Origin of the sequence: Aminobacter anthyllidis (genome assembly GCF_018555685.1) — a bacterium.
GTDB classification, from domain to species: domain Bacteria; phylum Pseudomonadota; class Alphaproteobacteria; order Rhizobiales; family Rhizobiaceae; genus Aminobacter; species Aminobacter anthyllidis.
In genome coordinates, this window is record NZ_JAFLWW010000013.1 from 81,696 (window position 1) to 106,409 (window position 24,714).

At 64.1% G+C, this 24,714-nt stretch carries 22 protein-coding genes and 1 riboswitch; of the genes, 18 read left to right on the plus strand and 4 right to left on the minus strand.

The window, feature by feature from the left end:
* Positions 1 to 3 precede the first annotated feature (3 nt).
* The 3 genes from J1C56_RS29525 to J1C56_RS29535 form a co-directional block, all read right to left on the minus strand.
* Positions 4 to 1,542, minus strand: a complete 1,539-nt coding sequence (locus J1C56_RS29525) for a sugar ABC transporter ATP-binding protein (RefSeq protein ID WP_214393505.1) — start codon at positions 1,540 to 1,542, stop codon at positions 4 to 6.
* Positions 1,543 to 1,628: 86 nt separating this feature from the next.
* Positions 1,629 to 2,660 (minus strand): substrate-binding domain-containing protein, encoded by a 1,032-nt coding sequence (locus tag J1C56_RS29530; RefSeq protein WP_184770750.1) that lies wholly within the window; start codon positions 2,658 to 2,660, stop codon positions 1,629 to 1,631.
* A gap of 233 nt (positions 2,661 to 2,893) precedes the next feature.
* On the minus strand, positions 2,894 to 3,832 hold the full coding sequence (locus J1C56_RS29535) for a LysR family transcriptional regulator (RefSeq protein ID WP_214393506.1): 939 nt from the start codon (positions 3,830 to 3,832) through the stop codon (positions 2,894 to 2,896).
* A gap of 104 nt (positions 3,833 to 3,936) precedes the next feature.
* Between J1C56_RS29535 and J1C56_RS29540 the strand changes: the two genes are divergently transcribed.
* The 12 genes from J1C56_RS29540 (at position 3,937) to J1C56_RS29595 (ending at position 17,176) form a co-directional block, all read left to right on the plus strand.
* Positions 3,937 to 5,751: an adenine deaminase gene (locus tag J1C56_RS29540; RefSeq protein WP_214393507.1), complete on the plus strand. Its 1,815-nt coding sequence runs from the start codon at positions 3,937 to 3,939 to the stop codon at positions 5,749 to 5,751.
* A gap of 62 nt (positions 5,752 to 5,813) precedes the next feature.
* Positions 5,814 to 7,211, plus strand: a complete 1,398-nt coding sequence (locus J1C56_RS29545; protein WP_214393508.1) for an NCS2 family permease — start codon at positions 5,814 to 5,816, stop codon at positions 7,209 to 7,211.
* Positions 7,212 to 7,271: 60 nt separating this feature from the next.
* Positions 7,272 to 9,062: an adenine deaminase gene (gene ade, locus J1C56_RS29550; RefSeq protein WP_214393509.1), complete on the plus strand. Its 1,791-nt coding sequence runs from the start codon at positions 7,272 to 7,274 to the stop codon at positions 9,060 to 9,062.
* A 321-nt stretch (positions 9,063 to 9,383) separates the two neighbouring features.
* A complete protein-coding gene (locus J1C56_RS29555; RefSeq protein ID WP_214393510.1) occupies positions 9,384 to 10,400 on the plus strand; it encodes an ABC transporter substrate-binding protein in 1,017 nt (338 codons plus the stop codon).
* A gap of 32 nt (positions 10,401 to 10,432) precedes the next feature.
* On the plus strand, positions 10,433 to 11,203 hold the full coding sequence (locus tag J1C56_RS29560; protein WP_246592137.1) for an ABC transporter ATP-binding protein: 771 nt from the start codon (positions 10,433 to 10,435) through the stop codon (positions 11,201 to 11,203).
* On the plus strand, positions 11,200 to 12,015 hold the full coding sequence (locus J1C56_RS29565) for an ABC transporter permease (protein WP_214393511.1): 816 nt from the start codon (positions 11,200 to 11,202) through the stop codon (positions 12,013 to 12,015). The genes J1C56_RS29560 and J1C56_RS29565 overlap by 4 nt, the downstream gene beginning before the upstream one ends.
* A gap of 19 nt (positions 12,016 to 12,034) precedes the next feature.
* A complete protein-coding gene (locus tag J1C56_RS29570) occupies positions 12,035 to 12,748 on the plus strand; it encodes a GntR family transcriptional regulator (RefSeq protein WP_214393512.1) in 714 nt (237 codons plus the stop codon).
* Complete coding sequence (locus tag J1C56_RS29575) at positions 12,745 to 13,659, plus strand: Ldh family oxidoreductase (RefSeq protein ID WP_214393513.1); 915 nt, start codon at positions 12,745 to 12,747, stop codon at positions 13,657 to 13,659. The genes J1C56_RS29570 and J1C56_RS29575 overlap by 4 nt, the downstream gene beginning before the upstream one ends.
* Before the next feature lie 31 nt (positions 13,660 to 13,690).
* Positions 13,691 to 15,013 carry an acyl-CoA thioesterase/BAAT N-terminal domain-containing protein gene (locus J1C56_RS29580; protein WP_214393514.1) on the plus strand — a complete coding sequence of 441 codons (1,323 nt, stop codon included), beginning with the start codon at positions 13,691 to 13,693 and terminating at the stop codon, positions 15,011 to 15,013.
* Positions 15,014 to 15,071: 58 nt separating this feature from the next.
* Positions 15,072 to 15,962, plus strand: a complete 891-nt coding sequence (locus J1C56_RS29585; RefSeq protein WP_214393515.1) for a DUF1684 domain-containing protein — start codon at positions 15,072 to 15,074, stop codon at positions 15,960 to 15,962.
* A gap of 150 nt (positions 15,963 to 16,112) precedes the next feature.
* Positions 16,113 to 16,415: a helix-turn-helix domain-containing protein gene (locus J1C56_RS29590; protein ID WP_214393516.1), complete on the plus strand. Its 303-nt coding sequence runs from the start codon at positions 16,113 to 16,115 to the stop codon at positions 16,413 to 16,415.
* Between the two features lie 32 nt (positions 16,416 to 16,447).
* The gene (locus J1C56_RS29595; protein WP_214393517.1) at positions 16,448 to 17,176 is read left to right on the plus strand and encodes an esterase/lipase family protein; all 729 of its coding nucleotides are present in this window, start codon (positions 16,448 to 16,450) and stop codon (positions 17,174 to 17,176) included.
* 60 nt (positions 17,177 to 17,236) lie between these two features.
* Here the strand turns inward: J1C56_RS29595 and J1C56_RS29600 are convergent, their stop codons facing one another.
* Positions 17,237 to 18,325: a glycosyltransferase family protein gene (locus J1C56_RS29600; RefSeq protein WP_214393518.1), complete on the minus strand. Its 1,089-nt coding sequence runs from the start codon at positions 18,323 to 18,325 to the stop codon at positions 17,237 to 17,239.
* Positions 18,326 to 18,563: 238 nt separating this feature from the next.
* On the opposite strand from J1C56_RS29600, the gene J1C56_RS29605 reads away from it, so the two are divergent.
* The 6 genes from J1C56_RS29605 (at position 18,564) to J1C56_RS29630 (ending at position 24,705) form a co-directional block, all read left to right on the plus strand.
* Complete coding sequence (locus tag J1C56_RS29605; protein WP_214393519.1) at positions 18,564 to 18,989, plus strand: PqqD family protein; 426 nt, start codon at positions 18,564 to 18,566, stop codon at positions 18,987 to 18,989.
* Between the two features lie 51 nt (positions 18,990 to 19,040).
* Positions 19,041 to 20,090 carry a serine kinase gene (locus J1C56_RS29610; protein ID WP_214393520.1) on the plus strand — a complete coding sequence of 350 codons (1,050 nt, stop codon included), beginning with the start codon at positions 19,041 to 19,043 and terminating at the stop codon, positions 20,088 to 20,090.
* Entirely contained in the window at positions 20,087 to 20,848 is a 762-nt protein-coding gene (locus tag J1C56_RS29615) for a glycosyltransferase family 2 protein (RefSeq protein ID WP_214393521.1), read from the plus strand. Before J1C56_RS29610 ends, J1C56_RS29615 begins: the two co-directional genes overlap by 4 nt.
* Positions 20,845 to 21,522, plus strand: coding sequence for a glycosyltransferase family 2 protein (locus J1C56_RS29620; RefSeq protein ID WP_214393522.1), 678 nt, complete (start codon positions 20,845 to 20,847; stop codon positions 21,520 to 21,522). The genes J1C56_RS29615 and J1C56_RS29620 overlap by 4 nt, the downstream gene beginning before the upstream one ends.
* Positions 21,522 to 23,003: a nucleotidyltransferase family protein gene (locus J1C56_RS29625; protein ID WP_214393523.1), complete on the plus strand. Its 1,482-nt coding sequence runs from the start codon at positions 21,522 to 21,524 to the stop codon at positions 23,001 to 23,003. The genes J1C56_RS29620 and J1C56_RS29625 overlap by 1 nt, the downstream gene beginning before the upstream one ends.
* Positions 23,004 to 23,180: 177 nt before the next feature.
* A riboswitch (cobalamin riboswitch) is annotated at positions 23,181 to 23,373 on the plus strand.
* A 282-nt stretch (positions 23,374 to 23,655) separates the two neighbouring features.
* Positions 23,656 to 24,705, plus strand: coding sequence for an ABC transporter substrate-binding protein (locus J1C56_RS29630; RefSeq protein WP_214393524.1), 1,050 nt, complete (start codon positions 23,656 to 23,658; stop codon positions 24,703 to 24,705).
* The last annotated feature ends 9 nt before the right edge of the window (positions 24,706 to 24,714 follow it).

The window sequence follows — 24,714 nt, forward strand, 5'->3', positions numbered from 1 at the left end:
TCTCTAGGCGACATTTTGGGCCTGCTTTTCTTGATTGGACGAATTCTGGACGCCCGATGCGAGCATGATGATGGCTTCTTCGCCGAGTTCGTCGGCGCCAAGCTCGCCGGCGATCCGGCCTTCGCGCACCACCATGACGCGGTCGCACAGGCCGATCAGCTCCGGCAGCTCCGAGGAAATGACGACGATGCCGACGCCCTTGGCGGCAAGCTGGCGCAACAGGCGATGGATCTCGACCTTGGCGCCGACATCGATGCCGCGCGTCGGCTCGTCCATGATGATGACCTTGGGGTCGATCGACAGCTGCCTGGCGATCGCCACCTTCTGCTGGTTGCCGCCGCTGAGCGTCGACACCCTGGCGTCGATGCCGGCCATGCGCACGCCGAGGCGCTTGGTCAGGTCGGTGGCCTGGCGGTCTTCCGCCTTGCGGTCGAGCAGGCCGAGCGAACCGGTCAGCTTGCCAAGGTCAAGCGCGGAGACGTTTGCCGCGATCGGCATGTCGAGGAACACGCCGGAACCCTTGCGGTCTTCCGAGAGGTAGACGAGGCCGGCCTTGACGGCGTCGCTGTAGTTGCGGATGCGAAGTACCGTGCCGTCGAGCGCGACGGTTCCTGAAGTCGCCGGTCTCAGGCCGCAGATGGTCTGGGCGATCTCGCTGCGGCCAGCACCTATCAGGCCGCCGATGCCGAGGATTTCGCCGGCGCGCAGTTGCAGGTTCACGTCAGCGAAGCGGTCGCCGTCTGAAAGGCCTTCGACCGAAAGCAGCAGGCGGCCGGGTTCCAGCGGCGCCAGCTTGTCGGGATAGAGCTGGGTGATCTCGCGGCCGACCATCTTGCGCACGACGTCGTCGGGTGAGCTTTCGGCGATCGGGTCGGTGGCGACATAGTGGCCGTCGCGGAAGACGGTGATGCGGTTGCACAGCGAGAAGATCTCGGCCATGCGATGGCTGATATAGACCACCGAGATGCCGCGATCCCTGAGGCCGCGCACGATGCCAAACAGCCGTTGCGCTTCGCCTTCGGTCAGTGCCGCGGTGGGTTCGTCGAGCATCAGCACCTTGCAGTCGAGCGTCAGCGCCTTGGCGATCTCGACGAGCTGCTGGTTGGAAATGGAAAGGTCGGCGACCTTGGTGCGCACCGGAATGGGCGCAAGCAGGTCCATCACCTTCTGCGCGTCGGCATGAAGCTTGTTGAAATTCATCAGCGGTGCGCGCCGCGCGTTGATCGCGGCCATGTAGATGTTTTCGGCGACCGTCGCGTCCTGGCAGAGCGCGATCTCCTGGTGGACGAGTGCGATGCCGAGGCGCTGGGCTGCCGCAGGCGAAGGGATCGAAACAGCCGTGCCGTCGATCAGGATCTCGCCGCGGTCGGGCTGCAGCACGCCGGCGATCATGTTCATCAGCGTTGATTTGCCGGCACCGTTTTCGCCGCACAGCGCGTGGATCTCGCCGCGCCTGAGCGAAAATTGCACGTCGCTGAGCGCCTTTACCGGCCCGAACGCCTTGGACAGGCCGCGTATTTCAAGAATGGGCGTCTCAGTCACGCCATGCTCCTGCGATGGGCGCTGCAAAGGGGAAGGGGACCAAGGCCCCCTTCCGGGTTTTCTGCCGTGAAAGGCCGGGGACGAGCTTATTCCTCGATGCCCTTGGTGCCGCGGCGCTTGAGATACTTGTCCCAATAGAAGTCGTCGGCGTTTTCGGCTGTGACGATGGAGAAGCCGTTGTCGACGAAGGGCACGCTCATGCCGTTGGCACCCGAACGCTTGGTGTCGTTCATCGGGTCGATCAGGTCTGGGTGCTTGGCCAGCCACAGAAGCATGAAGCCCATGTAGCCCTGCATGCCCTGGTTGGGGTTGACCGAGCCGTAGATCTCGCCGGCCTTGATCATGTCGAGGATCTTGGCGTTGACGTCGGCGAGCATGACCTTGATCTTGCCGCCGCCTTCCTTGGCCGCCTGGGCAGCACCGATGGCGGAGTTGGCTTCCGGCATGAAGACCGCGCCGAGGTCGGGATGCGCCTGCGCCAGGGAGAGCACGGCCTGATAGGCCTTGGTCGGATCCTGGTTCGAGGCCGCGCGGCCGACCAGCTTCATGTCGGGCCACTTGGCTTCCATGCGGGCGATGAAGGCCGAGACGCGCTTGTCGTGGTTGTCCTGGCCGGGGTTTTCCAGCACGGCATACTCGCCCTTGCCGTCCATCGCCTTGGCAACGGCGTCTGCGGCATAGGTGCCTTCGGCCAGATTGTCCGAGGTGATGAAGGAGACGCGCTTGGAATTGGGCGAGTCGGCGGCGAAGGTGACCACCGCGGTGCCCTGCTCGATGGCGCGGTTGATCGGCTCGATGAACGGGTCGGAGTTCATCGGGTGGACAAGGATGCCGGCTGGCTTCTGGGCCAGCGCCTGGTCGAAGGTGGCGATCTGCTTGTTGACGTCGTATTCGGGCGTGCCGGTATATTCCGTCTCGCAGCCGAACTGCTGGCCGGCCTGCTTGAACATCTCGTAGACCGGGAACCAGTATTCGACGCCCGAGACCATGACGTTCATGACGTATTTTTCACCCGGCTCGCACTTGAACGGGTTGGCGGTTTCGGCAAGCGCCTGGGTCGAAGCCAAACAGGTCGACGCAGCCGCCGCGATTGCGAGCGTGCTCAAAAATTTGCGCAAGTTTCCTCCCTTGGCCGAAGCCATCCTCAATGACCGTCGCGGCCGCCCGAGGCGCCGCTATGTGGATTGATTGCCGCCGGACTTCCTCCCGAAAGCCGACGATGTGGAGATTACAGGGTCTCAACGATGAGTCAATAAAATTCATATGTTGAAATATATTTCACTTCTTTTGGCTTGTACAGCCGAATTTGCCGGCGGTTTTGGCTTCGGCCTCAGCCTGGCATGGGTCTGTTTCAGCCGACCTTCTCGACATAATAGCGCGGGATGCGCTTACCTTCGCGGCCACGGTAGAATTCGATGCAGAATTCGACAAAGGCCTTGAAGCGGCGCGAGACGTGGCGGCGGCGCGAATAGATGAGATTGATCGCCGTTTCCGGCGACCGCCATTGCGGCAACACCGGAACAAGAATGCCGTTCTCGCACTCGGTCTCGACGAAAAACCCCGGCAGATAGGCCAGGCCCTCGCCGGCGACGGCGAAATATTTGAGCGTCCAGTAGTCGTTGGCGATGCAATTGGCGGCCGGCAGGATGTCGATCTCGCTTCGCCCGTTCTGCGCCAGATACCAGGATTGCGGCCGTGTCGGCTGACGGAAGATCAGCCCGCGATGCGCGCCCAGTTCGTCGGTCGTCTCAGGCGTGCCATGGCGGGCGAGATAGTCGGGGCTGGCGTAGAGCCCGTAGGACGCTGTCGACAGGCGGCGGCTGATGTAGTCGACATCTGACGGCTCGCCCCAATGGAAGATGCCGTCCAAGGCCTGTTCGGTCACATCGGAGAAGGGCTGGCGCGAGGTCAGGAAAACGACATCGAGATTGACCTGCGGATATTGCTGGCGGAAGGCATAAAGCAGTTCCGAGGTGATGGTCGTGCCGAACTCGCCGGTCGAGCCGACGCGCAGCGTGCCGGCCACCTCCTGGCGCATTTCGGCAAGGGCGGTCGCTGCGTCCTCGCAACTGGCCTGGATGCGCCTGGCGTGGCGCAAAAGCTCCGAGCCGGCATCGGTGACGTGGAGATGATGACCCTCGCGGACGAACAGCTCCATGCCGAACTCGTCCTCCAGCTGCCGGATGCGATGGCTGAGTGTCGATTTGGGCAGCCGGTGAAGCCGTGATGCCGCTGAGATCGAGCGCGCGTCGGCGACCTTCACGAAACAGTCGATGACCGAGAGGTCCATATTTCGTCCAATCCATTGGATGATCTGTCCAATAAATAGCCGACTTCGGCCAATTGTGTAAACGGCATCGGCTCGAAATACTCCCATCAACCAGGGAGGTTCGATTGACTGATATCAGGGAATTCATACGTGCGGCGTCGGGGCGGGAAGCCAAGGCGACATTGGCGGTGTGTGGCGGCAGGCTGGTCAACGTCGTGTCGGAGGAAATCTACCAGGCCGACATCGCCGTCTACGGCAACCGCATCATCGCCGTTGGCGACATCTCCGATCACATCGGCCCCGACACCGAGATCGTCGACGCATCGGGGAAGTACCTCTGCCCCGGCATGATCGATGGCCATCTTCACGTCGAATGCTCGAAACTGTCGATCACCAGCTTCGCCAAGGCCGTGGTGCCGCTCGGCACGACCTCGATCGTCACCGGGCTCGACCAGATCATCGTGGTCGGTGGTCCCGCGGCGGCACGTGAGTTCCTCGACGAGGCCAAGCAGACGCCGCTGAAGGTGTTCTGGGGCGCGCCCTGCAAGACGCCCTACACCATGCCGCGCTCGACCGTCGGTCATTATTTCGGGCCGGCCGACCATGCCGCGACCCATCACTGGCCCGAATGCGTCGGCATCTGGGAGACGGTGCGCGAATTCATCCAGGAAGAAGATCCGGATGTGATGAAGGCGCTCGAAATCGCCGAAAAGAGCCGGCTTCCGGTGCTCGGCTGCTGCCCGATGACGCGCGGTGCAAGGCTCAACGGCTACCAGCAGGCACGCGTGCGCGCCGACCATGAAAGCTATTCGCCGGAGGAGATGCTGGAGAAGCTGCGCGCCGGCATGCATGTGGTGGTGCGCGAGTCGTCGATTTCGCATTTCCTATCCGACAATCTGCGCATCGTCACCGAGATGGGCGTGAAAGCCCTGCGCCGCATCAGCTTCTGCACCGACGACGTGGTGGCAAGCGACATCCTTGTCCGCGGCCATCTCGACAACATGGTGCGCATGGCGATCGCGATGGGCATCTCGCCGATGGCGGCGATCCAGATGGCAACGATCAACGGTGCCGATGCGCTCAGGATCGACGAGAAGGTCGGATCGATTTCGCCCGGCCGCTCGGCCGACATCCTTGTTGTCAACGACCTGCGCGAGTTCCGCATCGAAGCGGTGATCGCCAACGGTGCGGTCGCGGCGCGGGACGGCAAGATGGCGGTCGAGCTGTCGCCGCCGCCGCGCAGCGAAGGGCTGCTTCGCTCGATCAAGGTTGCTCCGATCTCCGTCGATGACATTGCCGTCCCCTACGAGGGCGAAGGCAATTCCGCCCGGGCCATGGCGATTGCGGTCACACCCGAAAAGGTCTTTGTCCGCACAAAGCGCGAGGTGACGCTCCCGGTGCGCAACGGCCGGGTGCTCGCCGATCTCGACCAGAACATCCAATACGTCACCGTTGTCGAGCGCTATGGCAAGACGCAGCACCGGCCCGTGGCCTTCACCTCGGGCTTCGGCCTCAAGGCCGGTGCCATGGCGAGTTCGACAGCACCCGACGACAACAACATCATCTGCGTCGGCACCAGCCCCGAAGACATGACGGTGGCCATCAATCATCTCATCGCCAACAATGGCGGGCAGGTGGTGGTCAAGGATGGAGAAATCCTCGAGTTCCTCCATCTTCCGATCGGCGGCATCGTCTCCGACATCGAACCTCAGGAAATGGCCGCCATCGAAGGCAGGCTCGACGATGCGGCGCGCAGCCTCGGCTGCGATCTGCCGTGGCCGTTCATGTACATGTTCGTGCTGCAGATCACCGCGATACCCGACTACGCCATCACCGATCTGGGGGTGATCGACTGCGTCAAGCTGACGGTGACGTCGCCGATCCTCGAACCCAATCTCGAGCCCACCCTCGAACAAGGAAGGGCCGTGGCAGCGGAGTGAGGAACGCTGCCCGGCCTTGGCCAATTGGCCGCGTCGGAACCAGACAACAAGGGGAGGAATACATGAACTACCAGCCGCAGATTTCAGCGAGAGCGGGCGCGCAGCCATCCTGGCTGCACGCCGTCCTCGACCGCCATTTTCAATTCACCAGGCTCGGCTCCACGATGCGGACCGAGATCCTGGCCGGCCTGACGACATTCCTGGCCGCGTCCTATGTCATCGTCGTCAATCCTTCGATCCTGGCTCATGCCGGCATCCCGTTTTCGGCAGGCGTGACAGCGACCGTGCTGGTCAGCTTCATCGGCAGCTGCGCGATGGGGCTTTATGCGCGCAGCCCGATCCTTGTCGCGCCGGGCATGGGCATCAACGCGCTGTTTGCCTACACGATGGTGATCGGCGCCAAGGTGCCGCTGGAAATCGCGCTCGGCTGCGTGTTGTGGGCCGGCGTGCTGTTCACCATCATGGCGGTGCTCAATCTCAGAAGCACTGTCATCGAGGCGATCCCGACTGACCTTCGTTACGGCATCGCCTGCGGCATCGGCCTGTTCATCGCGCTGATCGGCCTGGTCAATGCCAAGTTCATCGTCTCCAACCCCGACACGATTGTCGGCCTGACCACCTTCAATCCCGTCACCTTGACCTTCATTGCCGGGTTCATCGTGACGGTGGGGCTGGTCGTCCGGCGCGTGCCGGGCGCGATGATGGCCGGCATGATCCTGACGACGCTGATTTCGATCCCGATCGGCCGCTGGTGGGGCAATGGCAGCGCGTTTTCGCCCGAGGCGCCCGACGTGACGACGCTGGTCAACTGGAGCGGCCTGTCGGCAGCGCCGGACTTCAGCTTCGTCTGGCAGGTCGACCTGCTCGGCGCGCTGCAGGTCGCCTACATCCCGTTCATCTTCGTGTTCCTGTTCACCAATTTCGTCGAGGCGCTGTCGACCTTTCTCGGGCTGGCCGAGGCGGCCAACCTCAAGGACGAGGACGGCATGCCGCGCAACATCAAGGAATCGATGCATGTCGATGCGGTCGCGGCGCTGATCTCCGCGCCTCTCGGCACCAGCCCGGCAACTGTCTATCTGGAGTCAGGTGCAGGCATCGCGCAGGGTGGACGCTCGGGCCTTGTGGCGCTTGTCGCCGGGCTGCTGTTTCTGCCATTCCTGTTCCTGTCGCCGCTGCTGTCGCTGGTGCCGGCCATCGCCACGGCACCGGTTCTCATCCTGACCGGACTGTTCATGTCCGAGCCGATGGGCCGAATCCGCTGGTCGGATGCCGAAGAGGCCATTCCCGCCTTCCTCGCCATCGTGCTGATCCCGCTGACCTTTTCGATCACGCTTGGGCTGTCGCTGGCGATCATCGCCTATGTGCTGCTCAAGCTGGTCGTCGGCAAGGCCGGCGAGGTCAAGCCGATCATGTGGTTCGTCGCACTGCTTGCGGCCGCACTCGTCGCACAGATCCAGTAGCAGCCATGGCGGGCGTTTCGGCGCCCGCCAGACGCTCGGCTTTCAAAGGATATCGTTCACATGCTTCTGCCTTGGTCTGAAACCGCCCCGCGACTTGTCGACGTGGCGATGGGGCGGACACCAGCCGATCTGGTGATCCGCAACGGCAAATGGGTCAACGTCTATTCCGGCGAGATCGTGCCGCACACTGACATCGCGATCACGGCCGGACGCTTCGCTTATGTCGGGCCTGACGCTGGCCATACGATCGGCGACAAAACCACTGTCGTGAACGCCGAAGGCCGCTATCTCGTGCCGGGCCTGTGCGACGGCCACATGCACGTCGAAAGCGGCCTGGTGACGGTGACCGAGTTCGCCCGCGCCGTCATTCCACATGGCACGACGACGATGTTCATCGACCCGCACGAGATCGCCAATGTGCTTGGCCTGTTCGGCGTGCGGCTGATGAACGAGGAGGCGCAAAGCCTGCCGATCAACGTCCTGGTGCAGGTGCCGAGCTGCGTGCCGAGCGCGCCGGGACTGGAAACGGCGGGAGCGCAGCTCAGTGCCGACGATGTCAGGGAGGCGCTGGCCTGGCCGAACATCATTGGGCTTGGCGAAATGATGAATTTTCCCGGCGTTGCGGCCAACGACGCCAAGATGGTGGCCGAGATCGCCGCCACCCAAGCGGCGGGCCTGACCGTCGGCGGCCACTATGCCTCGCCCGATCTCGGCCGCGCCTTCCACGCCTATGTCGCTGGCGGTCCCGCCGACGACCATGAGGGCACGACGGTCGAGGACGCCATTGCCCGTGTCCGCCAAGGCATGCGGGCGATGCTGCGGCTGGGCTCGGCCTGGTACGATGTCGCCGCGCAAATCAAGGCGATCACCGAGCGCGGCATCGACCCGCGAAATTTCATTCTCTGCACCGACGACAGCCATTCGGGCACGTTGGTCAATGACGGACACATGAACCGGGTGGTCCGCCATGCCATCGCGCAAGGGCTGAAACCGGTCACCGCGATCCAGATGGCGACGCTGAACACCGCCCAGCATTTCGGCATGGAACGCGAGCTGGGGTCGATCGCGCCGGGCCGGCGCGCCGATCTGATCATCACTTCGGACCTGGCCTCATTGCCGGTCGAGATGGTGTTCGCGCGCGGCAAGCTGTTGGCCAGGGACGGTGCGCTGGCCACTGATATGCCAGCCTACGCCTATCCGGATAGCGCCAAGAACACGGTGAAGCTTGGCAAGAAGCTTGTAGCCGAGGACTTCGACATTGCCGCGCCCGCTGCTCGCGAAGTCAAGGTGCGTGTCATCGGCGTTGTCGAGAACCAGGCGCCGACCAAGGCACTGGTCCGGCAGCTTCCGGTCGCGCACGGCATCGTTGGCATGGACCGTTCCAACGACGTCTGCCAGATCGCGCTCGTCGAACGCCACAAGGCGACCGGCGAGGTGGTCAATGCCTTCGTCTCGGGCTTCGGCTACACCAAGGATTGCGCCATGGCCTCGACCGTTGCGCATGACAGCCACCACATCATCGTCGTTGGCACCAACAAGGCCGACATGGCGAAAGCCGCCAACCGGCTGCAGCAGGTCGGCGGCGGCATCGTGATGATCAGCGAGGGCGAGGAACTCGCGCTGGTCGAGCTGCCGGTTGCCGGCCTGATGTCGGACGAGCGCGCCGAATTGGTCGCGGTGAAGGCCGGCAGGCTGGTCGAGGCGATGCGCGCATGCGGCTGCCAGCTCAACAACGCCTATATGCAGCACTCGCTGCTGGCGCTCGTCGTGATCCCGGAACTGCGCATCTCCGACAAGGGGCTGGTCGACGTGACGAAGTTCGAGAAAACCGACGTCATCATCACGAACTGATCGCTGCCCTGGAGTAGGCTGATAACTCGGCCAGCCAGAAGTGGCGGGCCGAGTTATGCCTTGCGGGCTCGTCATTTTGCTCGCCTGCGCTTGCTCGCGTCTCTGGGCGCGCGGCGGCGGACAGGATTCGATTGATCGATGCCGCGACTGCTGACAGTGCCCGGCTAACGCTCCGAAAAGTTGCTGCGATCATGGGCGTTGGCGAACGCGAATTTTCCGCTTGCCAAGGAGATTAGAAAATATCACCTTCTCCATGTGATGCATCAGTTGCAAAATCCAGGACATCAAAGTCTGGCTGATCGCTCAATGGAGAGGGTTCTTATGGTTGCCGTCAATCGTCGCGGATTTCTTGTCTCAACACTTGCGGCTGGCCTTCTGGCCGGCGCGGCAGGCGGTGCGCTTGGCCAGGACAAGCCCAAGATCGAATTCCTCTATTCGCCCTTTGCCGACTACGCGCCGTTCTTCCTGGCCGAGGACCTCGGCTATTTCGACGAATATGGCGTCGACGTGACGCTGTCGCCGAAGAGCGGCACTGCCGAGACGATCCAGATGCTGGCCTCGGGCAATGTCCAGGCCGGTGCCGCGACCTGGGGTGCCGGGCTGTTCAATTCGATCAATGCGGGCGCAACGGTCGCCATTGTCGCGACCTCGGCCAAGATGCCGAACACGGTGCCGTCGCCGTCGCCCTTCATGGTTTCGCAGGCCGCCTGGGACGCCGGCATCCGCACGGTGCAGGACCTGAAAGGCAAGCGCGTCGGCATTCCCGGGCCTGGCGGCTTCGGCATGTATTCGGTCGCCAAGGCGCTGGAAAAGGGCGGGCTGACCGTCGACGACGTCGAGGCGATCTACCTGCCGCCGCCCGCCACCGCCGCCGCCTTTGCCAATGGCGGCCTCGAGGCCGGCTGGAGCATCGAGCCCTTCGCCCTGCAACTCGAACGCGAGGGCCTGGGTCGCCGCCTGGTCGAAGACCATACCTTCGGCACCGAACTGGGCTTCATCGCCTTCAACAAGGAGTTCGTGCAGCAGAATGAAGGTGCCGTCGTCAACTTCCTCGCCGCCTATCTCAAGGCAGCGCGCCAGCTCGACAATGGCGGCTGGAAGGACGAGAAAGTGCTCGACATCGTTGCCCGCTACACCGGCACCGAAAAGTCGCTGCTGCAGGGCATTGCCTACACCATTCGTTCCGAGGACGGGTCGATCGACCTGAACTCGGTGCGCGAGCAGGAGGCGTTTTTCCGCAAGCGCGGCGACCTTGAATACAACGGCGATGTCGACATCAACTCGGTCTATCGCAGCGACCTGCTGAAGCGCGCCAACGAACTGGTGGTCAAGAAGTGACCCAGGCCGCGTTGCCGCTGGGGGCGGGTATGATGAGCGAGACGGCGATCGAGGTGCGCAACCTCACCAAGGCCTTCTACGACGCCGACAGCGACCGCACCACGGTCGCCGCCTATGAGGTCGAGTTCGAGGTCAAGCGCGGCGAGTTCGTCTGCATCGTCGGCCCCAGCGGCTGTGGCAAGACAACCGTGCTGCGCATCCTTGCCGGGCTTGAAACCAAGCTCGGCGGCAGCATCGACATGAAGAGCGAAAACCCGCCGGCGATGGTGTTCCAGGAAGCCTCGGTGCTGCCCTGGCTCACCGTGCGTGAAAATGTCGGCTTTCCGCTCAGCCTGAAGGGCGTTGCCGCAGCAAAACGCCGCGCGCGGGTCGACGAACTGCTTGAGCTGACTGGTTTGACCGATTTCGCCGATGCGCTGCCGCACAGGCTTTCCGGCGGCATGAAGCAGCGCGTGTCGGTGGCGCGCGCGCTGGTCGACGACCGCGAGATCCTGTTGATGGACGAGCCGTTCGGCGCGCTCGACGAGCAGACTCGGCTGGTGCTGCAGCAGGAATTGCTGCGCATCTGGGAGACGACGGGAAAGACCGTCGTGTTCATCACCCACAGCGTCGACGAAGCGCTGACGCTCGCCGACCGCGTGCTGGTGATGTCGCCGCGCCCCGGCACCATCATCGCCGATCTTGCCGTGCCCTTCGACCGGCCGCGTGATGTCGTCGAGATGCGCCGCGACAAGCGGTTCTGGGATCTCACCTACGAGGTCTGGCGCCTGCTGGCCTCAAGCTCGACGGAGCACCAGGCATGAGCCTCGTCACTGCAAAACTGACCGAAGAGCAGATCCGCGAGCTCAAGGCACCGGCCCAGCGCGAGCGGCTGTTCCGCTCCATTTCCTATTTCAGCCCGCTCCTGTTGCTGCTGCTGTGGGAGGTCGCCTCGCAGCTCAATGTCATCGACAGGCGCTTTTTTCCGCCGCCCAGCGCGATTGCCGGCACCGCCTGGCAGATGATCGCCAGCTTCGAAATCTTCGACCATGTCGGCGCGACGCTGCGCCGTGTTTCGGTCGGTTACGTCATGGGCGCCATTCCAGGCATCCTGCTTGGCCTGTTCCTTGGCCTGTCGCAGCCGGCGCGGCGCGTGCTCGGTCCGATCTTCGCTGCGCTCTATCCGGTGCCGAAGATCGCCATCCTGCCGCTGATCCTGTTGATCTTCGGCGTCGGCGACGCCTCGAAATTCGTCGTCATCGCCATCGGCGTGTTTTTCCTGCTGCTCTACAACACCATGGGCGGGGTGATGCAGACGCCGCAAATCTATCTCGACGTCGCCAAGAACGCCGGTGCCACGCGCTTGCAGACCTTCTTCCGCATCGCGCTGCCATCGGCGCTTCCCAACATCTTCACCGGGCTCAGGCTTGCGGCAGGTTCGTCCTACATCATCATCGCGGCGGCCGAATTCCTCGGCGCGCGCAGCGGCGTCGGCTTCTTCATCTGGGCGTCGTGGCAGACCTTCGCGGTGTCGCGCATGTTCGTCGGCATCGTTGTGATTTCGGCGCTCGGCTACTTCACCATCCTCGCGCTGGAGCTGATCGAGCGCAAGCTCGTGCCCTGGGCGAAGCATTGAGGAACTGAGGAGCAAGCGCATGACCGTCGAGGCCGACCCCACTGCCCATGCCCCTGTTTCGGAGCGCATCTATCTGGCGCTGCGCCAAGAGATCATGCGCTGCGAGATCGTGCCGGGGACGACGCTCGACGCAGCCTCCATTGCAAGCAAATACGAGGTCTCGAAGACGCCGGTGCGCGACGCCATGCAGAGGCTCGCAGCCGACGGGCTTGTCATGATCCTGCCGCGCAGCGGCTATCGCGTCGCGCCGATCACCTTCCAGGCCGTGCACGACATTCTCGACATGCGTGCGGCGATCGGGCCGCATGCGGCCCGACAGGCGGCCCGCTACGCCACGCCGGCCGAAATTGCCCTGCTGCGCCAGATCGTCAGGGAATATGCCGAGCCGATGGATATCGGCACCATGCAGCAGGTGGCGCGGCGCTTTCACCTCACTATTGCCCGCTGCAGCCGCAACAAGCGTGTCGTCACCCTCTCCGAGACCCTGTTTGACGAGCTCGAACGCCTGCTGCGCTTCGCCATCGATTTCACCGTCAAGGCCGGCGAGCATTCCGATGAGCACACCGCACTCGTCGATGCGATCGCAGCCGGCGACGGCGAGCGGGCCGCCGCGATCGAATTCGCCCATATCAAGCACTCCAGGGAATTCCTGATCGAGCGCCTGATGACGCTGGGCTACCTGTCGGCAAGCGAGATCCAGCTTGGCGGCACAGCGCGGAGCCCGGCCGAATGATCGCGATTCCTGATGCGGCAGCCCGGCTGGCGACGGCGCTGGGCGGCCGTGCGGCAGCAGAGCTTGCTGCTTCGGCCCTGGTCGAGGCCGATGCGCTCGGCTTGCCGCGCTTCGGCATCGCCATGCTCGATGAATGGACTGTTGATGCCGCCCCCGTGCCAGTGGGCGAGGGCGCGCAGGCCATCAACTGGCTCGACTGCACCTCCTGCTTTGCGCCGCTGGCGGTTGCCAGCGCCACACTCGACCTCGCCGGGACGGCGCGGCAGTTCGGCGTCGCTGCTGTCTTCCTGCGCGGCGTCAGGGGCTTTGGCCGGCTTGCGCCGTTCGTCCGTCATCTCGCCGATGCCGGACTGCTTGCCATCGCTGGCGCCGAGGGCCCGCCTTTCGTCGCGCCACATGGCGGCAGCCGTCCGGTGATCGGCACCAATCCGTTGGCGCTTGCCATCGGGCAGGGCTCGAACCGCGTCGTCATCGACGTCGCCACCAGCACGGCCACCATGGCGGATATCCGCAATGCCCGTGTCTCCAGGGCGCCCTTGCCTGACGGCATGGCGCTCGACGGCGAAGGGCGGCCGACCAGCATCGCCAGCGAGGTTGCGGCGTTGCTGCCGCGCGGCGGCCAGATCGGCTCGCTGCTCGGGCTGGTGGTCGAGCTGATGGCCGGCGTCGCCGGCGGCGGCAGAGGTGACCCGAAAGGCCGCGGTGTTTTCATCCTCGCCTTCGATCCGGCCCGGGCCGGAGAAGATGTCGAGTGGCAAGCCCGGCTTGCCGGCTTGAAGCGCGACTGGACGACAGGCGGTGGTCACTGGCCGCGCGGCGGCAGCCTGCCATCCGAAGCCGAGCTGGACGACGATTTCGCCAAGCGCCTCGACGCCCATCTCGCCCGCATGACCGGCCCCGCAGGCCGATGATCACGCCGGCCACTTACCTGCAGAGATCCAGATGACGACAAAGCCTGTTTCCGCGCCTGTTTTTTCCATCGATGCCGTCGACGGCCTGATCGACGAGCCGCGCCGGATCGTCGTCTCCGGCCTCGCGCCGGACGAACTGGTTGCCATCTCCGCCCGCACGACACGGGCGCGCGGCGTGACCTGGATGAGCCAGGCGACCTTCATGGCCGACGCGCAAGGCGTGGTCGATCTGGGCCGCGATGCGCCGGTCGGCGGCGACTATGCGGAAGTCGCGGCAATGGGGCTGATCTGGAGCCAGCAGCCGGTCGACAGCACGAGCGCCGAGCTCTTCCCAGACGATGTCATGCAGCCGCTCAAGACGAAGCTGACGGCCGAAACCGCAGCCGGCATCAAGGCCGAGGCCAGGCTTGACCAGCGCTTCGCCGCGCCAGGGGTCGAGCGTCGCGACATTCGCGAGGACGGGCTGGTCGGCACGCTGTTCACCCCGGCCGGGCCGGGCCCTCATCCTGTCGTGGTGGTGCTCAACGGCTCGGGCGGCGGCATCAACGAACCGCGCGCCGCCTTGCTTGCTTCCCGTGGTTACCGGGCCTTTGCGCTCGGCTATTTCAAGGCACCGGGGCTGTCGCCTTTCATCACCGAGACACCGCTTGAATATCTCGAGACCGGCCTGCGCTGGGCGCGCCGGAAACTGCAGCCGAAAGACGGCTTCGTTGCGGTCAGCGGCCAGTCGCGCGGCGGCGAGCTCGCGCTGCTGCTGGGCGCCACCTTCCCGGAGCTGGTCTCCGCCGTGATCGCATTCGTTCCAGGTGCTGTGGTCCATGGCGCCCAAGGTGCCGGCGATCCGGCGCGCGGCGGCTGGCAAGGCACCACCTGGACCAGGGGTGGCATTCCCCTGCCGCATCTGTGGCAGGACAATGCCGCCGTGCACTGGCACCCCTGGGCCGGCGAGGCTCCGCCCAGCCGGCACCACTCGGTCTTCTTCGAGGGGCTGAAGGACACCGCACTTGTGGCGCGGGCGCGCATTCCGGTCGAAAACATCGCGGGCCCGGTGCTGCTGATCTCGGGCCGCGACGACCGCGCCTGGCCGTCCAGCCTCTATTCCCGCATGGTCGTCTCGATGCTGAGGAAGCACGACCATCCGCATCTGGTCCGCCATCTCGACTTCGATGATGCCGGCCACGCCATCAACCTGCCGATCGTGCCGTCGACGCAGCTGAGCCGCCTGCACCCGGTCTCGAAGGTCCCCTACACCAATGGCGGCACGCCCTCCGGCAATTCCAGGGCCGACGACGGTTCATGGCACGGCATGCTCGCCTTCCTCGGCGAGATCACCGGTGCTGCCGGTCAAGGCTGAGCCCGCCTGAATCCTCACGCGCAAGCAGACTGCTGAATTCTTCAATAGGGAGACGAACATGCCCACAAAAGAACATTTGGAAGGCCAGTGGCGCGAATGGCGCTATGCCCATGTCGCCAAGATGTTCCGGCCCTATGGCTGGACCTCGCTGGTGGCCCAGTACTGGCTGGAAGCTGGCGACAAGGATGTCAGCTTCGACCTGCTTCCCGGCACCTGGTCGGTCGAGGACGGCAAGGTCATGTTCACCCCGCCGGCCTCGGGGCCGAACCTCTCGGTCAATGGCAAGTATCCGACAGAGCCGGTCGAAATCATCCCGGGCCGCAACCAGACCTATGGCCACGGCAAGAGCGAGCCGGTCTACTTCGGCGTCAACGAGGTCGAGGCCATCCTGCGCAGCAAGAATGACGGCCAGTCCCTCTATGGTGTGCGGGTGCGTGATCCCAGGGTGGCGACGACAGTGGAAGAGGCAGGTGTCAGCGCATTCGATTACGACCCCGCCTGGCGTGTTGCAGGCACCTACACGCCGACCGCGCTTACCGAATACGAGGCGGAAACGGTGGAAGCCGGCGTGCGTGAATCGACGCCACGCATCGGCACCTTCACTTTCGAGCACCAAGGCAGGAGCTACAGCATAGAGCTGATCGGCAAGGACACGGCGACCGGTTTGCAGCCAGTGGCGCATGTTCGCGACCGGACCAGTGGCCCGGTCACCTATGGTGCCGGCCGCGTCATCGAGCTGCAGTTCACCGACGAGACGAACACCCGCATCGACTGGATTGATTTCAACTATGCGGTCGCGCTGCCGTGCGCATTCACCAACTTCGTCACCTGTCCGCTGGTTCCGCGCGAAAACCAGCTCGATTTCGAAGTGCTCGCGGGCGAGAAGCGTCCCTCGCGGGATGTGGCCAGGACAATGACCTATCAGGTTGGAACGAACGGCGCTCGCTGACATCGAGGTGCTACAGCGCAGCGCGGAACGGCTGCGGGACTGCGATGCACTTTGCCAGGCGCTTGAGCGCATTCCTCGCCAGTTGCGTGGCGGGGTGACAGACGCGCCTGCATTTGTCATCACTGGGCTTTCGGCAAGGAGGCTCGGGCGATGATAACGGGATCGATGTGCAGAGCGGCGCGGGCTCTGGTGGAGATCAGCCGGTCACGGCTCGCCGCCGCGTCCCATGTCGAAGAGGCGGTGATCGAGGCGTTCGAACGCAAGATCGGCGTCCCCAGCGATGCCGCGATCAGCGCCCTGGAAACGGCGCTGGAGACGTTCGGCGCGGTCTTCATTCCCGAAGAAGGCGCCAACGGTGCCGGGGTTCGCCTGAAATTCAGCCGCTCGGTGACCCGGCGGCTGTCAACACTCGAAGGTGAGGGCGGGCCAGCGGCCAGCGACGAGGTCCCCTGAAGGCCAAAGTTCGACAATCCGGAGCGTCATCCATGCGGTTCGTGCTGGCCTTGCTGCTTTCGATGATTTCGTCGGTTGCCCTCGCCCGCGACTGCGTGGTCCTGCTGCATGGGCTGGGGCGTACGGACGTGTCCTTCCTTTTGATGGAGGAGACGCTCAGCAAAGCCGATTTCGCCGTCGTCAACGAAACCTATCCCTCGGTCGAGGCGCCGATCGGCCAGTTGGACGCCCATGTTGATGCGTCTGTGGCCAAGTGCGGTAACGCAGGCAGGATCAGCTTCGTCACGCATTCGATGGGCGGCATTCTGCTCAGGGCCTGGCTGATCGGCAACCGTCCGGCAAATCTCGGTCGCGTCGTCATGCTCGCGCCGCCCAATCATGGCTCCGAAGTCGTCGACACGCTTGGCGGCCTCAAGTTGTTCGAGATGCTCAACGGCCCCGCCGGCATGCAGCTCGGCACGGGGCCGGACAGCGTCCCGAACCAGCTGGGTGCAGCGGATTTCGAGGTCGGCATCATCGCCGGCGACCGCAGCGTGAACCCGATCCTGTCGACAATGTTCGACGGGCCCAATGACGGCAAGGTGTCGGTGGAAAGCACAAGGCTCGCCGGCATGGCCGACCATATCGTTCTGCCGACCACCCATACCTTCATGATGAACAATCCGCTGGTCATCGCCCAGACGATCAATTTCCTGCGCGACGGGCGTTTCGACCATCGGCTGACGCTTGGCGAGCTGTTGCGGCGTGGGCTCGGCAATTGAGCGAAATTGGCCTGCCGGGCCGCTTGCCGAAATGTGCAGCCCGACGCCGCAGGATCGATCTCATCGGCCGCGATAATCGTTGATCAGCATCCGCTCGAAATCCAGGCCGCGCTGCCAGTTGTTGAGGCCGCGATAGACAGCGTGGCCATAGTCTTCCGGCAGGTCGACCTGGCCGTCGGTTTCCACAAGCACGCAGGCGCGCAGCCGTTTGCGATGCTCGTGGACCTTGTCGAGGGTGATGGCGCGGACCCGTTCGGGTGGCACATTCCGCGCCTTCATCTCGGCGACGCCATCGCGAACCGCTTCCTCCGTCGGCTCGACCGTCAGCCACGTCTCGGGGGTGCCGAAGATATGGCGACCACCGATGGAGGGTGTCGAGACGACAGGCAGTCCGGCGAGCAGGTATTCGATGCTGGCATACATCGCCCCTTCCTCGGCCGAGAGGCACAGACCGGTGGCGCTGGCGGCCATGGCCGTGTTGATCGTCCCCCACAGCAGCTTTTCGATGCGGGAATCATCGTGCGGATTGAGGAAATGATGCGCGGGCATCATCCGCTTGAGTTCCTTGAGCAGTTCCGCGGTCTGTCGTCTTCCGGTCAGCCTGGACTCGTAGAAGACATGCGCCGCGCTTGGCACAAGACGGGCGAGGTGACGCCGTTTCCACGGACTGATCATCGCATTGTAGAACGCATCGTAGACCCGTTCGACGCCTGGAACGGGCTTGAACGTCTCTTCGTCAGCCAGGGCGTTGTGGCTGCAAAATACAGCGTTGAGTCCGTTTTCGCGAAACAGCGCGACTTCCTCGAGTTCATTGCACATGAAGACGAAGCGATGTTCGGGATGGCAGCGGCGATAGAGGCGCTGGGCGGTCAGCGTCCGCAGGACCTGCCTCTCCTTGCGCATGGCCCAGGTGAACCAGACGAGAAGAAGAGTGGGCTGCCCGGCGAGGCGTGGGCCAAGGTAGTTCGCCACGCCAAGTGGCGCGTGATTGAGCATCGAAGAGCAGAATACGGGGTATGATCCGTCGTCGAGCCGGCCCGCCGCCATCCTAAGGTCGTCTCCTGCCCGGGCCGCGGCATCGGGCGCAAAGCTGCGATCCGCATGGATGTGGGTGCGAAATGCCAGCCTCAATCTGTTCTTGAACCGCATGATTTCCGGGGGGCGACTGAGTTTCAAGACGCATCTATCGCACGTCGATGGCGCCGCCGAGAAGGCCTTGGCCGGTACACCGGCGACGAGTTCTTGGACACCACCATTCAACAATCTGGGGATGAATGTTGCGGTTGATGGTACAACCGCGTACACACCGCCGCCGGGGGCTGCTAATATGCGCCCGTTCTTGTATAAGCGCGCAGTCTTGTATGTAGCCTAGGGGTAGGTTGGGTTGATGGGGTTTTCGGCGATCTACGCGGTCTCAAGCACTGACATCGTCTACGAAACTTTTGATGGCGACGCGGTTGTGCTCGACCTCGCCAGCGGCAGGTATTTCGGGTTTTCCGACAGCGGCAGTTGCGTGTGGGAAGCCCTGATCGCGCAGGTTCCGCCGGCGAGCCTTGTCGGCCGCGCCTGTGGTGGTGGCGAGCTTTCCGCCGATGATCTCGACGCTTTTGTCGCCAGGCTGACCGAATTCGGATTGCTTTCGTTGGCACCGGAAGCGGCAGCCTCAGCCCTTTCGCCCGACCTTGCCGGGCGTCTTGCCACAGCCCGCGAAGCGCTCAGGATCGACATGCACGACGAACTGGCCGACCTGGTGATGGTCGACCCGATCCATGATGTCGACGAGCCCGCCGGCTGGCCGGTGGTGAAGCAATAGCGCCGGCCTTATGCGCAGCTTTCGGTTCTCATTTCCTGCCTTAAGGTGCATATGCGACGCGTAACCCTTGATGGTCTTGCCGACTATGCGCGCGGGTTGCTCGCTGCGTGCGATGCCAATGCCGCAGCCTTTCCGGTGCTCAGTCGCGTCGACCTGCCTGGCCTTGGCATCGACGTCTTTTCCGATCATGGCGAGTTGGCAACGGCCCTTGCGCATGGCATGGCGACGGCCAGTCTTGCCGAGCAAGGGCAGCGCGTCAGGATATTCCTGGCGCATCCCGGCATAGGCTCGATACCCAGACCCGCCTTGTGGGGCGAGGCGCTGTTCAATCCGCACATGTTTGCCGAACGACTCGAGGCCCACGGCTTGCGCGGCAACTATTTCCATGACCTCCACTACTGGCAGTTCTACGACGTCGAAAGGCGGCTGGGCGTGCAGCTGATGCTGTCCGCCGATGGCTGTCCGCCATGGGAATTCGGCGCGCCGTTGCGGTGCTTCCTGCACTGGGAATATGCCGCGCGCGGCATGCGCCTGACGCACGCCGGAACGCTTGGCGTTGGTGGCAGGGGTGTGCTTTTGGCCGGCGCCGGTGGGGCGGGCAAATCGGGGACGGTCGTCTCGGGTCTTTTGGCCGGGCTCGACAGCGTTGGCGACGACTATGTGCTGATGAAACTGGACGGCGACCGTTCGATGGCGCGGCCACTGTTCACGACGCTGAAGCAGGATCCCGCGGGTTTCGACAGGCTTGGGCTTGCCAGATGGCTGCCCGATCCGGGGCCGCTCAACTGGCAAGGCAAGCACCAGTTCAGGGTGCGGGACGTTTGTTCGCGTGGCCTGGCCGACGAACTCGATATCGTGGCGCTGCTGGTGCCCAGGATTTCAGGCGCGGAGCGCAGCGCGATCACGCCCGTCGCGCGCAAGGAGGCGCTGATGGCGCTGGCGCCGTCCGGCATCGCGCAGACGCCGGGTGAGCGCGAGAGCGGTTTTCGCTTCTTTGGCGAGCTGACACGCCGGCTTCCATGTTACGATCTGGCATTGGGTACGCGCGGCGACGAGATCGCGGAGACGATCGCTGCGTTTCTGGACAGGGGCATTCCATGAAGCTGGGCGTCGTCTTGCCCGTCTACAATCGCGAGACCTATGTCGGCTCGGCGCTGCGCTCGGTGCTGCGCCAGCGCGAGGCGGCGGACCTCGATGTCATCGTCATCGATGACGGCTCGACCGACGGCACCGCTGAAGCCGTGCGCTCGTTCATCGCTGGTGGTGCGCCGATCCGCATGTTTTCGCAGGCCAATGCGGGTGTGACCAAGGCGCGCAATGCCGGGCTGCGCCAGCTGGCGAACGATACCGAGTTCGTGACCTTCATCGATTCGGACGACATTTCGCCGCCCGGCCGTTTTGCTGCCGACCTTGCCTACTTCAAGGCCGATCCGGCGCTCGAGCTGACCTATTCCTACATGCGGATGGTCGACCAGATCGACGATGAAACGCTGGAGCCAGTCGCGGGATGCGACGACCGCATTTTCCGTGGCGTTCACCTGTCGGCCGGTATCTATCGGCGCAGCCTTGTCGAGCGGATCGGCGAATTCGACGAGGACCTGGCGCAGGCCGAAGACACCGACTTCCTGTTTCGCATTTTCGAGCAGCGGGCACGGCACGTCTTTCCCGAAACGATCGCCCTCTACTACCGCCGCCACGAGTACAATCTGACGCGCAACGTCGCGGAGTCGCGGAGGGAATTCCTCAAGGCGATGCAGAAGTCGATGCGGCGCCGCAAGGCCGATCCCACGCTCGGTGACCTCAGGGGGTTCGTGCAGGTGACACACCCGTCCGGCGAGGGTGCTCCGCTGCGGCCATGACCTACTACAGTGTCGTCATCCCCGCCTACAATGCGGCCCGCACCATCGCCGAGACGCTGCGCTCGGTCGTAGCGCAGAGCCTCGCCCCTGCCGAGATCATCGTCGTCGATGATGGCTCGACGGACGAAACCGAGCTGGCGGCGCGCCAGTCAGGCGTCGAATTCATCTACATCAGGCAGGACAATGCCGGCCCGGGCAGCGCAACGACCCGAGGGTTTGCGCATTGCGCGCATCCCCACATTGCCACGGTGGATGCCGACGACCTGTGGCTGCCCGAAAAGATCGAGCGGCAGTTCCGCAGATTGGAGGAGATGCCGCAGTTGGCGGCCGTCTTCACGCTCTGGCGTACGTTCAGGCATGGTGAACCCGATGACGGCAAGGGCACTGTCGGCCCGGGATGGTCGCGAACCACGATGCTGGTTCGCCGCGACGTGGCGCTTGCAGTCGGGCCGGTGATTGATCCGCCCGGCAACCGGGGCGACATGGTCGACTGGCTGGGCCGCGCCCGCGAGGACGGCCACCAGCTCGGCATGATCGACGAGGTGCTTTCGCTGCGGCGGATACTGCCTGGCAGCATGTCCTATGGCCGCGATCCCGACCGCGACCGCGGCTATCTCGAAGTGGCGCGGATGGCGATGCTGCGGCGCAAGCTCAAGAACGCCGGGCAAGGCTGATGGCGACGACCACTCGCCGCATTGGCCGGCGCTTTCCCGATTATGGCTGGGCCTGGCCGACAAATGGTCTCGACCGGCTGCTCAAGGCCGTGCTGTTGCCAGACCAGATTGCGGCTCAGGCGCAGGCGTCGAAATGGCTCGATGCCAACGACATCGATGCGGTCGAATTTCGCGAGCACAGGTTGCTTGCGGCAATCGCCGACCGGTTCGGCAAGGCGCTCGCTGCGCATCTTGCCTATCCGCGCCTTGCCGGCCTGCAGAAGATGCTGTGGACCAAGTCGCGGCTCGCCATGCGTGAGGCCGAGCCGGCGCTGAAGGCGATGGTCGGGGCAGGCGCACCGATCATGCTGCTCAAGGGCGCAAGCCGCATCGCCGTCGAACCGGCGGCGCAGCGTGGCCGTGTCGCTCACGACATCGACATTCTCGTGCGCCCGGAGCACATGGCGGTTGCCTTCGACGTGCTGCGCCAGCGCGACTGGAAAGTGTCGACGGGCGTCAGCCCGCAATATCTCAGGCCTCGGCTTGGCGCCGTGCGCTCGATGAACTTCTTCATGGGCAGCTATGGCGACATCGACCTGCATCAGGCTGCCTACGATTGGTCGCAGGCCGACGATGCGGACGACGAGGCGGTCTGGAGGCGTGCGTTGCCGGCGACATTTTCAGGTCTCGACGTCCTGGTGCCGTCAGCCGCCGACCGGGTGGCTTTGGCGATCGGTCATGGCGGGCTGGACGCTCATACCCACAGCGACTGGCTGGTCGACAGCGCCGTGGCGATCCGCGCCTGCGAAATCGACTGGGCGGTGTTTTGCGAGGTCATCGCACGCCGGCATCTTGCCGTGCCGGCCGCGGTCGCGCTGACCTATCTCGAAGCCGAGATGTCCGTGCCGGTTCCCTGTGACGTTCTGGAACGCATCGTGGCGATGGCCGACCGCGCCGGCGCTTCCCGGATAGGCTCGCTGCTGCAGGCCAAGCCGCGGACCGATTTCAAGGGGCTGACCTGGCTCTCGCGCGGCGTTGCCAAGCAATTGCGCATGCGCAAGAAACGTGCCGTCCGCGAACGCGAACTGCCTGGCGTCGAGTGGCATGGCCGTCGCGCCGCGCTGTCGGCGGAAGTGAAGCCCGACGGCTTTGCCCTGTCGCAGCGGCTGCAGATTCCGCGCCAGTTTGCCTCCGGCGAAGCGGCCGAGATCGAGATCGTGGTGCGGCTGGATGCGCCGCCGATGCGCCGTCGCATCGAGATGGAGCTCAATGGCGGCGAGCACCATTTTGCGCGGCTGAGATATCGCAAGCTCGGCAAATCGGGAGGGGCGATGACGTTGCGTTTTCGCGGCACCATTCGTCCCGCCGAAGCCGATGGCGATCTGACGCTTGCCGCTCGTCCATCGCGGCAGTTCCGGGACTGGGAGCACGAGCGGACCGTTGCAACCTATGGCGCGGTGCCGTTCCAGGTCGTCTCGGTGAAAGTGTCGCCGGCGCCTTGAGCCCGCCCGCGGATCAATCCCAAAGCGTTTCGGGCGTCTATGCAAGTTCGATTGAACTCGTGCCTGTTGAAATGCAGTCATGTCCTTACGATCAGATCTTTCGCAGATCGCCGCCAGGGCAGCAAATGCTGGCCTTGCATAGTCCTGGATTGCGACTTGACTTTACCTTGCCCGGCGATAGTTTGCCGCCGTCATGGTCTTCCATCCCCGGGTGGAAGCTAAGAGGGAATCCGGTGAGAAACCGGAGCTGACCCGCAACTGTAAGCGGTGAGCCGATCGCCCCTGTGTCACTGGCATTTGCGTGCTGGGAAGACGGGTGATGAAGGCTACGACCCGCGAGCCAGGAGACCTGCCTGACAGAGTGAGATTCCGTGGTCGGGGTGTGCCACAGGAGTGACGGTTCCAGCTCGGAAGCCATGTTCGGCTTTCGTCGGGCCCGCATTTCCGCAGCCTCGTCCTGGCAGGTAGAGGTTGGCTCGGCGATGACGGGAAGATCGGTTTCCCCAGGATATCGAGAGCTTCAGCGGGCGCTTTTCGCGTCGCCGGCTGTCGTTGCTTTGCCACGCCCGCGCGCCCTGTCCCTTTCATTCGGCCTGCCCGCGCGGAAGCGGGCTTTCGGACGTTGCGCCCTACATTCTTGGATGGAGAGATCATGAAAATCAGACAGTTAGTCATATGGCTGGCGCTGACGCTTGCGTCAGCCGTCGGCATTGCGCCGGCAATGGCGGAAACCTTCATCGACGATGCCGGCCGCACGGTCGAGCTGGCACTGCCGGTCAAGCGCGCCGTCATCTTCAACCGCTACGCCGTCGAGTTCGCCCGCGCCATCGGCGCCATCGACAAGGTCGTCGGCGTCGATGCGAGCACGATGCGCGACCCGGCCTACTGGCCGCAGTTCAAGGAAACCGACATCGTCGGCCAGGGCCAGACACAGCCCAACTACGAGGCGATCGTCGCGCTGAAGCCCGACGTGGTGATCATCCCGCGCAACGGCGTCTACGAGGAAGCGGCGCGACAGCTCGAAGCCTTCGGCATCCCGGTTTTGGTGGTCACCGCCTGGGACACGCTCCAGCATGTGCAGAACGTGACATTGTTCGGCAAGCTGTTCGACGAGAAGGAAAAGGCCGACGCGCTGAACGCCTATTACACCAGGTACATGGACCTGCTGGCAGAGCGCCTGAAGGGCGTCGAACGCAGACGCGTCTATCTCGAGGAAGTGCGTGACCTGGTGACCGTCACGCCCGGCTCGGGCTGGCACGACATGATCGAGGCCGGCGGCGGCATCAACGTCTTCGGCGACATCGACATCAAGAAGGAGCCGTCGTCGCGCGGCAATGAAAACAGCTTCACCGTAGATCCCGAGGAGATCATCGCGCGCAAGCCGGATCTGGTGATCAAGCTGCAGCCCGGATCCTACAAGACCATTCCGGAAGCCAAGTTCGTCGACGGCTGGAAGGCGATCGTCGCACGCGAGGAGATCGTGGGTACGCCGGCAGGGCAGGCGGGCAATGTCCGCTTGATCAACTACTACCTCGCCGGAGGTTCGTCCAAGGTGACGGGTGCGCTGCAGGTCGCCAAGTGGCTTTACCCCGAGCTGTTCGCCGACGTCGATCCGGAAGCGGCGATGAAGGAATGGATCGAGACCTTTCAGGGTCTGCCGTTCGAGGGACGCATGACCTACCAGGGCGCCGCCGTGAACTGACGACCGGAC

What these genes read in the sequence shown, in the direction of transcription:
- J1C56_RS29535 (WP_214393506.1), bottom strand. Translation starts at nt 3,832, where the DNA reads ATGGACCTCTCGGTCATCGACTGTTTCGTGAAGGTCGCCGACGCGCGC.
- J1C56_RS29545 (WP_214393508.1), top strand. Translation starts at nt 5,814, where the DNA reads ATGAACTACCAGCCGCAGATTTCAGCGAGAGCGGGCGCGCAGCCATCC.
- ade (WP_214393509.1), top strand. Translation starts at nt 7,272, where the DNA reads ATGCTTCTGCCTTGGTCTGAAACCGCCCCGCGACTTGTCGACGTGGCG.
- J1C56_RS29555 (WP_214393510.1), top strand. Translation starts at nt 9,384, where the DNA reads ATGGTTGCCGTCAATCGTCGCGGATTTCTTGTCTCAACACTTGCGGCT.
- J1C56_RS29560 (WP_246592137.1), top strand. Translation starts at nt 10,433, where the DNA reads ATGAGCGAGACGGCGATCGAGGTGCGCAACCTCACCAAGGCCTTCTAC.
- J1C56_RS29565 (WP_214393511.1), top strand. Translation starts at nt 11,200, where the DNA reads ATGAGCCTCGTCACTGCAAAACTGACCGAAGAGCAGATCCGCGAGCTC.
- J1C56_RS29570 (WP_214393512.1), top strand. Translation starts at nt 12,035, where the DNA reads ATGACCGTCGAGGCCGACCCCACTGCCCATGCCCCTGTTTCGGAGCGC.
- J1C56_RS29575 (WP_214393513.1), top strand. Translation starts at nt 12,745, where the DNA reads ATGATCGCGATTCCTGATGCGGCAGCCCGGCTGGCGACGGCGCTGGGC.
- J1C56_RS29580 (WP_214393514.1), top strand. Translation starts at nt 13,691, where the DNA reads ATGACGACAAAGCCTGTTTCCGCGCCTGTTTTTTCCATCGATGCCGTC.
- J1C56_RS29585 (WP_214393515.1), top strand. Translation starts at nt 15,072, where the DNA reads ATGCCCACAAAAGAACATTTGGAAGGCCAGTGGCGCGAATGGCGCTAT.
- J1C56_RS29590 (WP_214393516.1), top strand. Translation starts at nt 16,113, where the DNA reads ATGATAACGGGATCGATGTGCAGAGCGGCGCGGGCTCTGGTGGAGATC.
- J1C56_RS29595 (WP_214393517.1), top strand. Translation starts at nt 16,448, where the DNA reads ATGCGGTTCGTGCTGGCCTTGCTGCTTTCGATGATTTCGTCGGTTGCC.
- J1C56_RS29600 (WP_214393518.1), bottom strand. Translation starts at nt 18,325, where the DNA reads ATGCGGTTCAAGAACAGATTGAGGCTGGCATTTCGCACCCACATCCAT.
- J1C56_RS29605 (WP_214393519.1), top strand. Translation starts at nt 18,564, where the DNA reads ATGGGGTTTTCGGCGATCTACGCGGTCTCAAGCACTGACATCGTCTAC.
- J1C56_RS29610 (WP_214393520.1), top strand. Translation starts at nt 19,041, where the DNA reads ATGCGACGCGTAACCCTTGATGGTCTTGCCGACTATGCGCGCGGGTTG.
- J1C56_RS29615 (WP_214393521.1), top strand. Translation starts at nt 20,087, where the DNA reads ATGAAGCTGGGCGTCGTCTTGCCCGTCTACAATCGCGAGACCTATGTC.
- J1C56_RS29620 (WP_214393522.1), top strand. Translation starts at nt 20,845, where the DNA reads ATGACCTACTACAGTGTCGTCATCCCCGCCTACAATGCGGCCCGCACC.
- J1C56_RS29625 (WP_214393523.1), top strand. Translation starts at nt 21,522, where the DNA reads ATGGCGACGACCACTCGCCGCATTGGCCGGCGCTTTCCCGATTATGGC.
- J1C56_RS29630 (WP_214393524.1), top strand. Translation starts at nt 23,656, where the DNA reads ATGAAAATCAGACAGTTAGTCATATGGCTGGCGCTGACGCTTGCGTCA.